Annotated in this window: 15 protein-coding genes; 11 read left to right on the plus strand and 4 right to left on the minus strand. The window is 31.7% G+C overall.

Annotated features, from left to right (window positions below):
- Positions 1-187 precede the first annotated feature (187 nt).
- The 3 genes from G9F70_RS05500 to G9F70_RS05510 all read left to right on the plus strand — a co-directional run bounded on the left by G9F70_RS05500 (position 188) and on the right by G9F70_RS05510 (position 1945).
- Entirely contained in the window at positions 188-721 is a 534-nt protein-coding gene (locus G9F70_RS05500; RefSeq protein ID WP_164947431.1) for a flavodoxin domain-containing protein, read from the plus strand.
- A 458-nt stretch (positions 722-1179) separates the two neighbouring features.
- On the plus strand, positions 1180-1698 hold the full coding sequence (locus G9F70_RS05505; RefSeq protein ID WP_164947430.1) for a hypothetical protein: 519 nt from the start codon (positions 1180-1182) through the stop codon (positions 1696-1698).
- Positions 1699-1762: 64 nt separating this feature from the next.
- Positions 1763-1945, plus strand: a complete 183-nt coding sequence (locus G9F70_RS05510; protein ID WP_224617439.1) for a hypothetical protein — start codon at positions 1763-1765, stop codon at positions 1943-1945.
- Between the two features lie 68 nt (positions 1946-2013).
- Here the strand turns inward: G9F70_RS05510 and G9F70_RS05515 are convergent, their stop codons facing one another.
- The gene (locus tag G9F70_RS05515) at positions 2014-3336 is read right to left on the minus strand and encodes a replication-associated recombination protein A (protein WP_164947429.1); all 1323 of its coding nucleotides are present in this window, start codon (positions 3334-3336) and stop codon (positions 2014-2016) included.
- A 181-nt stretch (positions 3337-3517) separates the two neighbouring features.
- Between G9F70_RS05515 and G9F70_RS05520 the strand changes: the two genes are divergently transcribed.
- Both G9F70_RS05520 and G9F70_RS05525 read left to right on the plus strand, forming a co-directional pair.
- Entirely contained in the window at positions 3518-4909 is a 1392-nt protein-coding gene (locus tag G9F70_RS05520) for a transposase (RefSeq protein WP_164948120.1), read from the plus strand.
- Positions 4910-5345: 436 nt separating this feature from the next.
- A complete protein-coding gene (locus G9F70_RS05525; protein WP_164948084.1) occupies positions 5346-6224 on the plus strand; it encodes an SPL family radical SAM protein in 879 nt (292 codons plus the stop codon).
- A gap of 111 nt (positions 6225-6335) precedes the next feature.
- On the opposite strand, the gene G9F70_RS05530 is transcribed toward G9F70_RS05525, so the two are convergent.
- A complete protein-coding gene (locus tag G9F70_RS05530) occupies positions 6336-6545 on the minus strand; it encodes a hypothetical protein (RefSeq protein WP_224617440.1) in 210 nt (69 codons plus the stop codon).
- Entirely contained in the window at positions 6539-6934 is a 396-nt protein-coding gene (locus tag G9F70_RS05535; protein ID WP_164948082.1) for a MarR family winged helix-turn-helix transcriptional regulator, read from the minus strand. The genes G9F70_RS05530 and G9F70_RS05535 overlap by 7 nt, the downstream gene beginning before the upstream one ends.
- Before the next feature lie 865 nt (positions 6935-7799).
- Between G9F70_RS05535 and ltrA the strand changes: the two genes are divergently transcribed.
- The 5 genes from ltrA (at position 7800) to G9F70_RS05560 (ending at position 12166) form a co-directional block, all read left to right on the plus strand.
- Complete coding sequence (gene ltrA, locus G9F70_RS05540) at positions 7800-9422, plus strand: group II intron reverse transcriptase/maturase (RefSeq protein WP_224617424.1); 1623 nt, start codon at positions 7800-7802, stop codon at positions 9420-9422.
- A gap of 174 nt (positions 9423-9596) precedes the next feature.
- Positions 9597-10394: an Rpn family recombination-promoting nuclease/putative transposase gene (locus G9F70_RS05545; protein WP_411956012.1), complete on the plus strand. Its 798-nt coding sequence runs from the start codon at positions 9597-9599 to the stop codon at positions 10392-10394.
- 299 nt (positions 10395-10693) lie between these two features.
- Entirely contained in the window at positions 10694-10984 is a 291-nt protein-coding gene (locus G9F70_RS05550; protein WP_164947760.1) for a nucleotidyltransferase domain-containing protein, read from the plus strand.
- Entirely contained in the window at positions 10971-11366 is a 396-nt protein-coding gene (locus tag G9F70_RS05555; protein WP_164947761.1) for a nucleotidyltransferase substrate binding protein, read from the plus strand. Before G9F70_RS05550 ends, G9F70_RS05555 begins: the two co-directional genes overlap by 14 nt.
- Positions 11367-11404: 38 nt before the next feature.
- A complete protein-coding gene (locus G9F70_RS05560) occupies positions 11405-12166 on the plus strand; it encodes a serine hydrolase domain-containing protein (protein ID WP_164947762.1) in 762 nt (253 codons plus the stop codon).
- Between the two features lie 120 nt (positions 12167-12286).
- Here G9F70_RS05560 and G9F70_RS05565 read toward each other — a convergent pair whose 3' ends face one another.
- Positions 12287-12487 (minus strand): hypothetical protein, encoded by a 201-nt coding sequence (locus tag G9F70_RS05565; protein WP_224617441.1) that lies wholly within the window; start codon positions 12485-12487, stop codon positions 12287-12289.
- A gap of 140 nt (positions 12488-12627) precedes the next feature.
- Between G9F70_RS05565 and G9F70_RS27235 the strand changes: the two genes are divergently transcribed.
- The gene (locus G9F70_RS27235; protein ID WP_164947763.1) at positions 12628-13848 is read left to right on the plus strand and encodes a DUF4272 domain-containing protein; all 1221 of its coding nucleotides are present in this window, start codon (positions 12628-12630) and stop codon (positions 13846-13848) included.
- Positions 13849-13859: the final 11 nt, after the last annotated feature.

Raw genomic sequence — 13859 nt, forward strand, 5'->3', positions numbered from 1 at the left:
AATTCGCTTTTTTCATTTATTGTTTAACAAGCAAAACACGTACTGGAATTAATATCCATAATGTGGCCGGTTTTTGCACGTATGTCGGCTGTGCTTGTAAAAGGGATTACAAAATTCATTTGCTTTGTTACGGAATCGTAGAATGTTGTGACACATTCAACAATAAATTGGTTAGGGGTTAAAAAGTATGAATACTATTGTAATTTATAAATCTAAAACAGGGTTTGTAAGGAATTATGCAGAATGGATTGCAGAAAAACTATCAGCGGACATTTTTGAGGTTTCAAAAGTTAGTATCAATATGTTAACTAAATATGATACCGTGGTTTATGGTGGTAGTTTGCATGCAGTGGGTATTAATGGTGTCAATTTCATTACGAAAAACATTGATAAACTCAAAGATAAAAAGTTAGTTGTTTTTGCTTCGGGGGCTTCTCCATCAAGCGAAAATGTAATAAATGGAGTTATAACCAATAACTTTACTTCTGACCAACAAAAATATATTAAGTTCTTCTATTTACGTGGTGGATTTAACTATAATAAACTGCCAACTTTTGATAAAGTGCTTATGACACTATTGAAATGGAAAATAAAGAGTAAAAAGAAACAAAAAAAAGAATTAATGCCTGATGAAATAGGTATGCTTGCTGTATTAGAGAACCCAGCAGACTTTACACGAAGAGAGAATATAAATGAAATAGTTATTTATGTTAATTCGTAATGTTCATATACGTCGTCGTAACTACTAAAAATAATAACAACAAAATTTATTATATATGGCACTATTATATTTGAGTATACAAGCCTTAAAAATATATATTAAAAAAAATAAATAAAAAGATTTGATAATGGGGTAAAGTAACGATATTGATATTACTCGATTTAATGTCAACTTATTTATAGGAAAGTAAAAATAAAGTTTAAGAGCTAATATTCATAGCTGGAGACACAAGTAGAATCATAAACCGTATTTCTGAAATATTCAAATAATTGTAAAAAATGCGAAATAAATTATTAATGTGGGTTAAGTTATGGATAATATTATTAATTCTATACCAAGTAAAAATATAGACTATAATTAAAACATTACTATAGACGATGTTGAAAACAATATATTAAAATATAAGGAAGACCATTTATATGAATATCAAATGAAGCTGGAGCATCTAGGAGGCTTATATGCAAAGAAAATGGAGTAAAGTTAAAAAAAATTTAGAAAGTTTTATATGTGAGGCACTTAAAGACAGAGTGAACTTTTTTGTTGTAAATTACAAGAAAGCACATGATGGGTTAGGAAGAGCATATATAACTGTTGATAAAAAAGAAATATTAAGTATGTGTACATATATAGCGGAGGGTAAGCAGAATATCAAATATAATGAATTAAGATTTTCAGATGCCAATTATAATATGGATAACTATGATGAAAACAGAAGAATTTCAGATGAAGCACATGAATTACTTAAAAAAGAAGGGATTTTTGGACAATATGATTTCTTTAACGCATTAGAAATTTATTTTAGTGCATCAATTGAACAATCGCTAAATTCAGACAATATGCTTATTAAAATTTTTGCACTAATTGATAAGCGAACAGGAAAAAGAACGTTAGAGAAATTAAAAGACTTAATTAAAAACGAGTCAGAACTTGTTAACTATTTCTATAAGTTAAGATGTGAAGCCGAGGGGATAATATAAAAGTAAAAATATCGAAGCAATAATAATTCAAAAGAAGAATACAAAAAATTACCATCAGTAAAATTTGACTCAAAAACAATTAGTAGATGAGTTTAATGGGCAATATGGTTATGCATTTACAAAAACAACTATTAGCCAATACGAAAATAACAAGAGAATACCAGAAGTGAAATTCAAGATATTCTATTCTGAGGCAGGTATTCCTGCCTCTTTTATTGTTCCAAATACAAAATGGCATCGAAGATAGAACAGCTGAGGCGTAATCAGTGATTATTCCTCCGACCATGCGAGTTACCATGCAAGCTGATGAAAAAACTACAACTTTGCTTTTACAGTGTTTATATATTCTAACTTTTCATAAACTTTCTTTTCAAGACCCTCTTGGGTGGGCTTATAATACTGTCGGTGTTTCAAATTATCAGGCAGACACTGCATGTTAGTAAGTTTTTCATCTGCGCTATGAGCGTACTTGTAGTCCTTTCCATAGCCAAGGGAATTCATAAGTTTTGTAGGGGCATTTCTTAACTGAAGAGGTACACCCTCGGCAATGGTATTTAAGGCATCTTCTTTTGCACTTTCATAAGCAGTATAAAGAGCATTGGATTTTGGCGCCATTGCAAGGTAAACTACAGCTTGGGTAAGATTTACTGTACATTCTGGCATTCCAATATAGTGAGAAGCTTCATAGGCTGAGACTGTAATTTGAAGAGCATTAGGGTCCGCGAGTCCAACATCTTCAGAAGCAAATCGAATTAATCTTCTCGCAACATACAAGGGATCTTCTCCACCCTCTAACATGCGGGCAAGCCAGTAAACAGAGGCATTGGGGTCACTGTTTCTCATAGACTTATGGAGAGCTGAGATTATATTGTAGTGTTGGTCTCCTTTTTTATCATAAAGGAGAGTTTTTTTGCTTAGACATTCTTCAATTATTTTTTTAGTTAAATTTAGTTTACCTGACTCCATAGGCGTACTACTAATTGCCAATTCCAACAGATTGAGCGATGTTCTAGCATCTCCGTTTGAAAAAACTGCTATAATCTCAAGGAGAGAACTCTCAACAAATATTGGTAGCCCCGCATACCCTCTTTGGTCCAATAGTGCATTCTTTAAAACCTTGATTATGTCATTAATGTCTAGAGGGTTCAAAACAAATACCCTAGAGCGTGATAATAAGGCTGAGTTAACCTCGAAGGAGGGATTTTCAGTGGTCGCACCAATGAGAACTATATTACCTTTTTCTACATGGGGAAGAAAAGCATCTTGTTGAGACTTATTGAAGCGATGGATCTCGTCAATAAACAAAATAGTTCGGATACCTTGTTGTCGATTTTCTGTTGCTTTTGTCATGACTTCTTTAATTTCTTTTATTCCTGAAGTAGCCGCACTAAAGGTAATGAAATTAGCACAGGTAATTTCTGCAATAATCATAGCAAGAGTAGTTTTTCCAACCCCGGGGGGACCCCATAAAATCATGGAAGAAACATTATCAGATTGTATAATATTTCTCAAAACCTTGCCATTTCCTATAATATGCTCCTGACCCACATATTCCTGAAAAGTTCTAGGACGGACTCTATCAGCCAGTGGAGCCTTATGTAACATCTTATCAAATATTGAATTTTGCACATAATCCATTTTAACACCTTCACTTTTTATTAATAAAATACAAGTCTCAAACTTCGCACATAAAAACATGACTTAGACCATTGAAAAATCAAGGATCCACAGTGTTTTAATATAGAAAAATCCTCTCAAAAATGATATAATGTAAGTAGTGACAAATACAAAAATATCATATTTAGGAGGATTCATTCATATGAACAATATACCACAAAACAGTCAAAATGAAAATGATTTTATGAAGTCTATAATGAATTTTATTAAACAATTTAAGGTTATTAGTGCTTTAAAAAAAGCAAATTGTTATAAAGAAAAAGGTATATGTGTTCGTGATATTTTTTGCTATTTACTTCAGATTGTTTATACAGGCAAAAGCATGTATATGAGTTATCAAACTGAAAGTAATGCTCCTAAATTTGGTAAAGATGTAGTATACAGATTCTTAAATTCAATGTACATAAACTGGCAATCATTCTTGTTAAAATTATCAGGAACTATTATAAATGAGAGTTTAGTAAACCTTACTTCTGAAAAACGTATCAACGCAATAGTTGTTGATGATTCTTTTTATGGTAGACTTAGAAGCAAAAATGTTGAATTACTTTCTAATGTAAATGACCATGCAAGCAAAGGTCAAAAATATAAAAAAGGATTTAGAATGCTTACTCTTGGATGGACTGATGGTAATACATTTTTACCTATTTTATTTAACTTACAAAGTTCAGAAAAGCAAAAAAATAGATACTGCGAAATGAAAGAAGGTTTAAACAAGAACACAATTGCATATAAACGTAGAAAACAAGCAATATCAAAGTCTACAGATGTTATGATTGAAATGCTAGAAGCTACTGTAAAGGCTGGCATTCCAGCAAAACATGTATTATTTGATAGTTGGTTTTCTTATCCTGTTACCATAATTAGAATATTTAAGCTTAAGCTACATACTGTAGGTAGGCTTAAAAACACTACAAAAATAAAGTACATTTTTGAAGGTGAAAGAAAAACTTTAGCTCAGATATACAAAGAAAAAAGAAAACGTCCAGGGAAATCAAAATATCTTTTATCAGTAATGGCACAAATATATGATGCTAACAATAATACATTGGATGTAAAAATAGTATTTGTGCGTGACCGTAATAATAAAAAGAAATGGATAGCAATTATTTCTACTGATTTAAGCTTATCCGAGGAAGAAATTATAACACTTTACGGTAAACGTTGGAGCATTGAAGTTTTCTTTAAAGTATGCAAATCCTATTTGAATCTTGGAAAGGAATTTCAAGGTCTTTCTTATGATTCAATGATTGCACATACTTCAATTGTGATGGTTCGATATATGATGCTTGCTGTTGAAAACAGAAATAATAAGGATTCACGTACAATGGGAGAAATATTTTTTCTAGCTTTTGATGAGCTTAAAGATATTCAATTTTCAGAAGTATTAGAAATAATCTTCAACATTCTACAAGAAACGCTGCAAGAATTATTGTTTTTAACTGTGGCGCAAATAGATAGTTTTATTGCCGCTTTTATTATAAAACTACCTAAATATATTTCAAGGAAATTCACTGCTAAAAAGATAGCTTAAAATCAAATTTTATCACTGTTTTAAGCCATCTTACCATTGATTTACAAGGTGTTATAGCTGTTTTTTTCCTGCGAAGTATGAGTACAAGTACATAAGCTAAGTTATTTTTCATTATAACGCTATATTAACTTAATTAGCAAGTGGAAAAATGGTCTCCGCTATGCTATACATATTTTTTTATAAAGACTCCAGATAGACTGAGCAAAAGGGTGTTACTCAGTTAAAAATTTAGAGGGAAGGCCTATTAAAGTCTATGGCAAGGAAAGGATTATTTGCAATATTAGAGTATAATATGAAAATGGAGTTTACTCAGTTGTTTACAATAATGCAGGCAAATGAAAAAAATAAAATATATGGATTAAAAAACACGTAGATAGGAAGTGAAAGACCTGAAACATCATTTAACAAAAAGTATTTCAACAACAAGGAGAACATTATGCATGAAACAGAGGTAAAAGGTATCTTATCGGCTCAAAATGGAATAAATATATATCGTGGATGTACTCATGGCTGCATTTATTGCGATTCAAGAAGCAAATGCTATCAGATGCATCATGATTTTGAAGATATAGAGGTAAAGCTTAATGCACCGAAGGTTTTAGAGGATGGCCTCCGAAGGAAAAGGAAGAAATGTATGATAGGCACTGGGGCAATGAGTGATCCATACATTCACCTGGACGAAAAACTGGGGAATACTAGAAAGTGTATTGAACTTATTCATTCCTATGGATTTGGACTGGCCATACAGACCAAGTCCGCAAGAATTTTAAGGGATCTGGATTTACTCAAAAAAATTAATAAAAAGACAAAGTGTGTAGTCCAGATGACCCTTACGACTTTTGATGAAGCACTGTGTAAAATCATAGAACCCAATGTCAGTACTACAAGAGAACGGTTTGAGGTGTTAAAGATAATGCGTGATAACGGGATTCCTACGGTAGTTTGGCTCAGTCCTATTTTACCATTTATTAATGATACAGAGGAAAATATTCGGGGAATTCTGGATTACTGTATAGAAGCAAAAGTACATGGAATTATTTGTTTTGGCATGGGATTAACCTTACGAGAAGGAAACAGGGAATATTTCTATAAAATGCTGGATGAGTATTTTCCAGGAATGAAGACCCGATATATAGAAAGATATAACTATGCATATCAGTTACCAAGTCCTAGTAACGACAGGTTGATGAATATTTTGAAAACAACCTGTAAATCCCATGGTATATTGTGTGATATTGATGAATGCTTCAATTATCTTCATAAATTTGAGGAAAGAAATGAGCATGAGCAGTTAATGCTGCCTGGACTAGATTAGCTTATAAAACCCACGAGTCATGTGAACATTAAAATTAATTCAATTAAACATTCATTTAACAGTGTCTAGCAAGGCGATGACATCCAGTCATCGCCTAACACATTACGTTCTTCAATCCACCACATTATCATCCACCATAAAGTCTATATCAAGATTCTTCTCCCGAAGTTTACTAATATAAACCACAGCACACCTAAAAGTCTTTTTATTCTTTGGATTTTCTTGTCTAACTGAAAAATTCACAGGCTTATTATATCTATCCAAAGCTTCTACTGCCCATACCCCTGAAGTTAATATTTTGAGGCATTCTATATTTACCAAACGGGTCTTAGCTTCGATGGCAATTTACCTTCACTCGTTTCATAAACTAATTTAGTTAAATCTTTTTTAAGCATTTGCATTCGTTCAGCACCTATATTCTCACTCCAACGTTGCTCAATTTCAGTTAGTATCTCATTTTTTGCTCTCATTACTGATAAACCTCGTTCGGTCAGAACAATAATTTTTCCTCTCTTATCAGTAGGGTGAGTTTTGCGCATTACATAGTTATTTTTTTCAAGATAATCTATTATTTTACTAACAGCTTGCTTTGTAATTCCTAAATATTCAGCTAGTTCTATACCTGTTGCTCCATCAGGGGTGATACAACTAAACATAAAACCATGTACAGGTCTAATATCTTCAAATCCCAATTCCATCAACTTAAACATAACAAATTTGAGGCTTTTTGCATACACTTTTTTATCACTTTTTTCGTGAAAAACTAAAAGTTTATAGAATACAGTGTTTTAGCTATGTAAGGCATAGCTTTTTAGTGTTGCATGAATAATCCGGGATAAAGCAATTTCTATTTATAATAGTGTAGAATAAAACGTAATTTTCTGATAAAATAAAGACAAGTAAGAATGAATAAAACAACGAATAATAGTCAAAGGTAAATATTGAGGATGTGATAAAGTGACTAAGAAAAAAATAAAATCAATAGATGACAATTTCATAATGTCGCCAAAATATGATTTTGTATTTCTGTGACGAGAGGTCGGTTTAAAAGCTGCCTAAGTATTAACTAAACTTTTTGGCTATCCCTACCATTTGGGGTAATGCTACCACAGGTGCATTTTTGGCAACAGAAATGTACTAAGCTGTTGGGACAAAGCGGGAAAAATGGGAAACCTTATCCTATCTACTGCAAGCATAAATGATGTGTTATGAACAGGATAAACAAACTGTTGCAAGGCTCGTTAAGTCAAACAAGCGAAAAAAGGTTGACACGCTTGGACAAAAAAGGTGAGAGATAAGGGCATAATGTCTGAAAATGCAGTATGCAAGATGGTCAGTATCTCCGGGCTATAGACAGGTTCTAAGGCACATTGAATTGGTTTTAAACTGGAACTCGGTAAGCCCTATACAGGCCCTTTTTTTATGGGAAGTAGAGGGTATAGGAAAGTATAAAAAGCGAAAGATCTTCTGTAATGGAAGGTATAACTCTTCAATATTTGGAGTGATCCGAAAGGATGCTGACTTATACTATGGTGCTTGATTACATTAAAGGAATGAATCTTACGAATAAGGGAGATGTGTATACTGTTAATTAAACAGACTGCAAACTTAGACGAAAAACAAGCAAGCTTTTATTGGAAAAGCATTGATTGGAAAAACATTGAAAAATTCGTTAATAAGATTCAAGCTAGGATTGTAAAGGCGACTATTAATAAAAATTGGAAACTTGTAAAAGAATTACAGCGAATGCTGGTTCATTCCCACTATGCTAAACTAATGTCAGTAAAACGTATAACAACAAACAAAGGTAAGAAAACACCGGGCATAGATAATATACTCTGGAATTCAGCAAAGAAAAAATGTGAAGCAGTAAAGTTGCTTAACAGTAAGAACTATAAACCTAAACCATTAAAAAGAGTAAATATACGAAAACAAAATGGGAAATTGAGACCGCTTGGAATAGCTACAATGCATGATAGAGCTATGCAAACATTATATATGATGGGATTGGATCCTGTTGTAGAAAGCATGAGTGACAAAACATCATTTGGATTTCGAAAAAACAGAAGTTGTGTAGACGCTATGTCACAAATATTTATAAACTTTAGTCGCAAGTCATCCCCAACATGGGTTCTAGAAGGAGACATCAAAGGCTGTTTTAATAATATATCACATAAATGGCTAACAGATAACTCTCCTATGGATACTAATGTATTAAATAAGCTTATTAAATCTGGATATGTATATAAGGGGAAACTATTCTCTACAAAAAGCGGAACCGCACAAGGTTCTCCAATTAGTCCTTGTTTAGCTAATTTTACTCTTGATGGTATAGACGAATTATTGAAAAGCACATTTAAAAGAAGTACAAAAATCCGAAATAATGAAAGACCCAAGGTTAATCTAATCCGCTATGCGGATGACTTTATTGTTACAGCTCCCGACAGTGAAACTGCTATAAAAGCAAAAGAAATAATAAAAAGTTTTTTAATCCAAAGAGGGCTAGAATTGTCAGATGAAAAGACAATAATAACTCATATAGATGAAGGCTTTGATTTTATTGGATGGAATATAAAGAAATATAAAGGTAAGTTGCTGATTAAGCCATCTCAAAAATCAATTAAAAGGGTAATAAGTAAAATTAGTGCGATTATAAAGGGGAATAAATCAGTAGAACAGGATATATTAATAATAAAGTTAAATCAAATAATAACTGGATGGAGTAATTACCATCAATGTGCTGTATCAAATGATATATTTCAAAAGATAGACCATATTACATTTCAAATGCTATGGAAATGGGCAAAAAGGAGACATCCTAACAAAGGCAAAAGATGGATAAAATCAAAATACTGGAAAGTACACGGTGCTAGAAATTGGGTATTCAAGGATAATAAGAAGCTGATTTTAATGAGTGATAAGAAAATAATCAGACATATACCACTAAAGCTTAATAAAAATCCATATACTGATACTCAATATTTTGAAGAGCGAAAGTACAAATTGGGAGCAAAGAAGCTAACCGGAATATTTAAAAAATTATGGGTAAAACAGAATGGAAAATGTACTATATGTGGATTATCAATGGACACTGCTGAAGAAAGAAGTATAACATATAATAATAATAATAATCCTATTGGAAATAAACAAAAGGATAAAGTATTATTAGCACATAGGGCTTGTACTTTAACCAATTGACCAATTATTAATAGAAACCGGCATTTTCATGCTAAAGAATGCTTTCAGGGGCTTGAGCCGTATGAAGGGAAACTTTCAAGTACGGTTCTTAGACGGGAAAGTGGAAGTAATTCCTCCTACCTAGTCAGCAAGTATATATTTGGAAACGAAAAACATAAGGACCTACTAATTGCACTGTTAAGTGATGTATTAGGTGTTCCAGAAGAAGAATTTGAAGGAATAGAAATAATAAATAGTGAACTACTAAAGGACTTTAAGGAAGACAAAAAAGGGATACTTGATGTACGAGTGAAAACAAAGGTAGGAAAGCAAATAGATGTTGAGATACAAATACTACCCACAGATTACATGGCAGAACGTACCATTTTCTATTGGAGCAAGATGTATACAAGTCAGATAAAGCCAGGTGATACTTATGACATGTTACAGAAATGTGTAACTATAAACATAGTAGACTTCAAGTGTACGCCACTAAATAGGTTATATTCTAGTTATCACTTAACAGAAGATAAAACAGGTTTTAGATTAACGGATATAATAGAGGTACATTTTCTGGAGATACCGAAATTATTTGATAAAGATATTGAGAGAGATGAAAATGATCCAATAGTTCAGTGGATGGAATTCTTAGATGCAAAATCGAAGGGGGAGATGGAGATGCTGGCAGAAAAGAATAAGGATATAAAGAAAGCCTATAATTTATTGCAAATAATAAGCAAGGATGAAAAGGCTAGAATGTTATATGAGGCTAAGCAGGCAGAAATTAGTGACCAGCTTACTAGGATAAAATCAGCAGAGGAAAAAGGAATAGAAAAAGGAATAGAAAAAGGAATAGAAAAAGGCGCAAATGAGAAAGCAATAAAGGTAGCCGAAAAAATGATAATAAAAGGGCTTTCAATGGATGATATAGTTGAAATAACTGAGCTTACAGTAGAAAGATTACTTGAAATAAAGCGTAATATGGTGCATTAGAACCATAGGGAGCATAATTAAAGGGAAATATCCACCGCCTGGGCAAGATGAATTTATCCAGGCGGTTTTTTATATTAAATTATTTGGAGGTGGTATTGTAGGAATTGTTTCCATATAGTGATGATCCAACCTCTTAGGTGGTGAGTAGTTCACTAATAGTACATTTAGTAATCCCTTATTGATGTTGAAAATATGTTTTAATAGCATTATAATGAATTAGTCAATGTTACAAATTAAATAATTTGAATTATTTGTTTACCGCGTGGATTAAAAATTAAGTGAAATAGGGAGAGAGTATATTGAATTTAGAAAATAGAATAGTTAATAAAATAGTTGATATATCAAAGAAACATAAATATATTGATAAGATTATTATCTTCGGGTCACGAGCGCGTGGTGATAATTTATTAAAAAGTGATATTGATTTAGGTGTGTATTCTGATAAGTCTATTGCAGAATTCAAAGATGAAATTGAGGAGAAAGTTAGTACTTTATTAGAGTTTGATTTTTCACATATGAATAATATTGAAGATAAGTTTTTTATAGAACAAGTTGAAAAAGAAGGGGTAATTATTTATGAGAAACCTTGATTTTAAGTATATGAATTTGAAAAGGGCATACGATAGACTTAAAGAGGTTAGTGATTTATACGACGGTAAAAATGAAATAATAAGAGATAGCTTAATTCAAAGGTTTGAATTTACCTATGAGCTCACTCATAAAATGCTTAAAGAGTTTATGAATTTCCAAGGAGTAACCCTGGAGAACTCATTTCCACGTACAATATTTAAAAAGGCATATGTTAACAATATTATATCAGATGAATTGGTATGGATTAATTTATTAGAAGATAGAAATTCTACATCACATATTTACAATGAAAAGTTAGCTAATGAAATTGCAAAAAGAATAGCCAATAAATATGTTGACTCCATTGGTGAATTAATTAAGAACTTAGAATTATTAATGTAGTAAATGTAGTAAGGTGTAGTAAGGGTACATTCACATCTATGGGAATCGGAATTGCAGAAAATGAGGGGTATTTTAGCCTGAATGACAAAATTGTAGATTATTTTGCAAATGATATTATACAGATGAGTGATAATTTGAAAAAAATGACTATTCATGATTTACTTTGTATGGGCACAGGACATGCAAGATGCCCCGTGACAAAAGCAATGGAGGAAAATAAGCCGCTTGATGATATTAGCAAGCTTTTCTTTGAAGAGCCTCTTGTGTTTGAACCAGGTACACATTTTTTATATAATAACGCTGCAAATTATATGCTTTCAAAGCTTATTAGTATTACAACTGGGCATAGTCTGAAAGAATATTTAATGCCTCGTATTTTTAAGCCGCTGGGAATACCTGAGCCACAATGGGATTCCGATGTAAATGGTATATCATTTGGATGTTCAGGATTATATTTAACGGCAGGAGAATTATCAAAATTTGGTCAACTGTTACTTAATCATGGAGTATGGAACAAAAAACAGTTTATACTTGCAGATTATATTGAACAGGCTACGAAATCGCAAATTGATACATCTGAATTCAATGAATGTTTTGCAACTGCTGATCATAAACAAGTATACGGTTACCAAATATGGATGAATTCATATCCTAATTCCTATCGAATGGATGGATTGTATGGACAATATGTAGTAACATTACCAGATAAAAATGCAGTAGTTACGTACGTTTCAAATGAACCATCAAATATGACAGGAGTTTTAGAATTAACATGGAATACAGTAGTTGATAAACTATAAAAGATACCTTAATTTCTAGAAAATAAAAAAGCCTACCATTTTTCAATAGTTGACTTTCCAATTATAAATCATTTATAGAAGTCTTAAACATTAAAGGATTATAGTTTCCCATTGCATATACTACAGAGTTCGACTTTTAATTAGACTAGGATCTTTGGTATTTATAATGCTTCTTGCAGTGGATTCTAAAAAGGTACTAAAATCTTTGTACAAGTTTTCAGTATACTTTTCTATTATTGAATTGAAACCTTCTTGATATTTTTCAGGTATAAGGTTCTTAGATATAAATTTCAATTCAAAATCTGTTTGCGGAAGTGACATAGGGTATGGGGTATTATATTTATAATTACTTTGAGATTCTGTTGCTGTAAGCACAGAATTTAAAAGATATAAACGTTGGAATTAGGAGTTAAGGTCACCCCCCGGGGGGTAAATCATGAAGCATGATTAGGGAGGCAAATGTGGGAATATTTAATAGGAAAAAGAAGGAAGAAAAAAAGGAAAAAGGAGTACTAACTTTATACTCAATTACTTTAGATAGTCAAAATATTTATGAAATAGCAAAGGAAGAATTTTTAGAACAAACAAAATCAATTACAAAAATAGATGGTGGTATAGAATTTATCTTTAAAGATGGTACAAACTTAGATTTGCATTTGCAAGATAATGAAGATTATATAATTACGCAAACAAATGGAATGGCAAATTTTTTTTCGCAAGCACCATTAGTAAACAAAGAAGTTTTAGAGCAAGCGATATTGCAAATTCAATTGTTTACTTGTATTGTGGGAATTGGGTTTGAACTTAATGGAGATGAAAAAAGAAAAAATTACATTGTAAATACTATTTATGAAATAGCTAAAAAAACTCAAGGTTTTGTACTTTATCCTAGTATGGAATTATATACATCTAAAGGTGAATTACTTATATCAATAAATGGCGAAACAGATTTTGAAAAGTATTATCCAATTGCAAGTTCAGATATATTAAAAAGAGAAGTAAAAGCAACAGCTAAAGATGAGGAAAGATATAAAACAATTATTAGGGAATGCGATGAAAAGAAGATAGCACATACGAATTTTATGTTAGGTACACAAATTATGGAAGAAGAAGTGCTTGTCCCAACTGTAGAAGAAATAGTTAAGAGAGCAGTAGCTATATTTTCGGCTGCTTTATATGCGGAATGTTTGCTAATGGAAGACGGATCTGTAGGACTTGCAAAATATGAATTTGAAGAAATGAATAAAATATATGGAGTTATAAATTATCTTAGTAATAGTGAAAAAGAATATATAGAAATGAATGAGCCAGATAGAGTCACATCTATACAGTTTGCATGGCAATATGAAAGATGTGCTATATTAATATGGGCTCTTGGATTTATAGAATTAAATCCATCAACTGAAATTTGTAATGTTCGTAAAATTGCTGAAGTATTAAGAAGTTATGATTCTTTGAATGGATTAATACAAGCTTCTAATATTATAAGTAATGTAGAGTTATTGGACATGCATACAAGAATTTTATATTATCATTGGGCTTGTGTGGATGCAAGGATAAAAAAACAAGAGATACCAGCAGGAATAGATTCAGGGGTAGTACAAGAACAACATTATGCTTTGAATTGGCTTGTTAGTGCCAATGGAGGCTGTGATTGGGAGAAAATTTGTTCTAACACATAATCTGGGGAATG

Source organism: Clostridium sp. FP1 (assembly GCF_011065975.2).
In the GTDB taxonomy this organism is placed as follows: Bacteria; Bacillota; Clostridia; order Clostridiales; family Clostridiaceae; genus Clostridium_AD; species Clostridium_AD tagluense.

What these genes read in the sequence shown, in the direction of transcription:
- G9F70_RS05500 (WP_164947431.1), top strand. Translation starts at nt 188, where the DNA reads ATGAATACTATTGTAATTTATAAATCTAAAACAGGGTTTGTAAGGAAT.
- G9F70_RS05505 (WP_164947430.1), top strand. Translation starts at nt 1,180, where the DNA reads ATGCAAAGAAAATGGAGTAAAGTTAAAAAAAATTTAGAAAGTTTTATA.
- G9F70_RS05515 (WP_164947429.1), bottom strand. Translation starts at nt 3,336, where the DNA reads ATGGATTATGTGCAAAATTCAATATTTGATAAGATGTTACATAAGGCT.
- G9F70_RS05520 (WP_164948120.1), top strand. Translation starts at nt 3,518, where the DNA reads ATGAACAATATACCACAAAACAGTCAAAATGAAAATGATTTTATGAAG.
- G9F70_RS05525 (WP_164948084.1), top strand. Translation starts at nt 5,346, where the DNA reads ATGCATGAAACAGAGGTAAAAGGTATCTTATCGGCTCAAAATGGAATA.
- G9F70_RS05535 (WP_164948082.1), bottom strand. Translation starts at nt 6,934, where the DNA reads ATGTTTAAGTTGATGGAATTGGGATTTGAAGATATTAGACCTGTACAT.
- ltrA (WP_224617424.1), top strand. Translation starts at nt 7,800, where the DNA reads ATGTGTATACTGTTAATTAAACAGACTGCAAACTTAGACGAAAAACAA.
- G9F70_RS05555 (WP_164947761.1), top strand. Translation starts at nt 10,971, where the DNA reads ATGAGAAACCTTGATTTTAAGTATATGAATTTGAAAAGGGCATACGAT.
- G9F70_RS05560 (WP_164947762.1), top strand. Translation starts at nt 11,405, where the DNA reads ATGGGAATCGGAATTGCAGAAAATGAGGGGTATTTTAGCCTGAATGAC.
- G9F70_RS05565 (WP_224617441.1), bottom strand. Translation starts at nt 12,487, where the DNA reads ATGTCACTTCCGCAAACAGATTTTGAATTGAAATTTATATCTAAGAAC.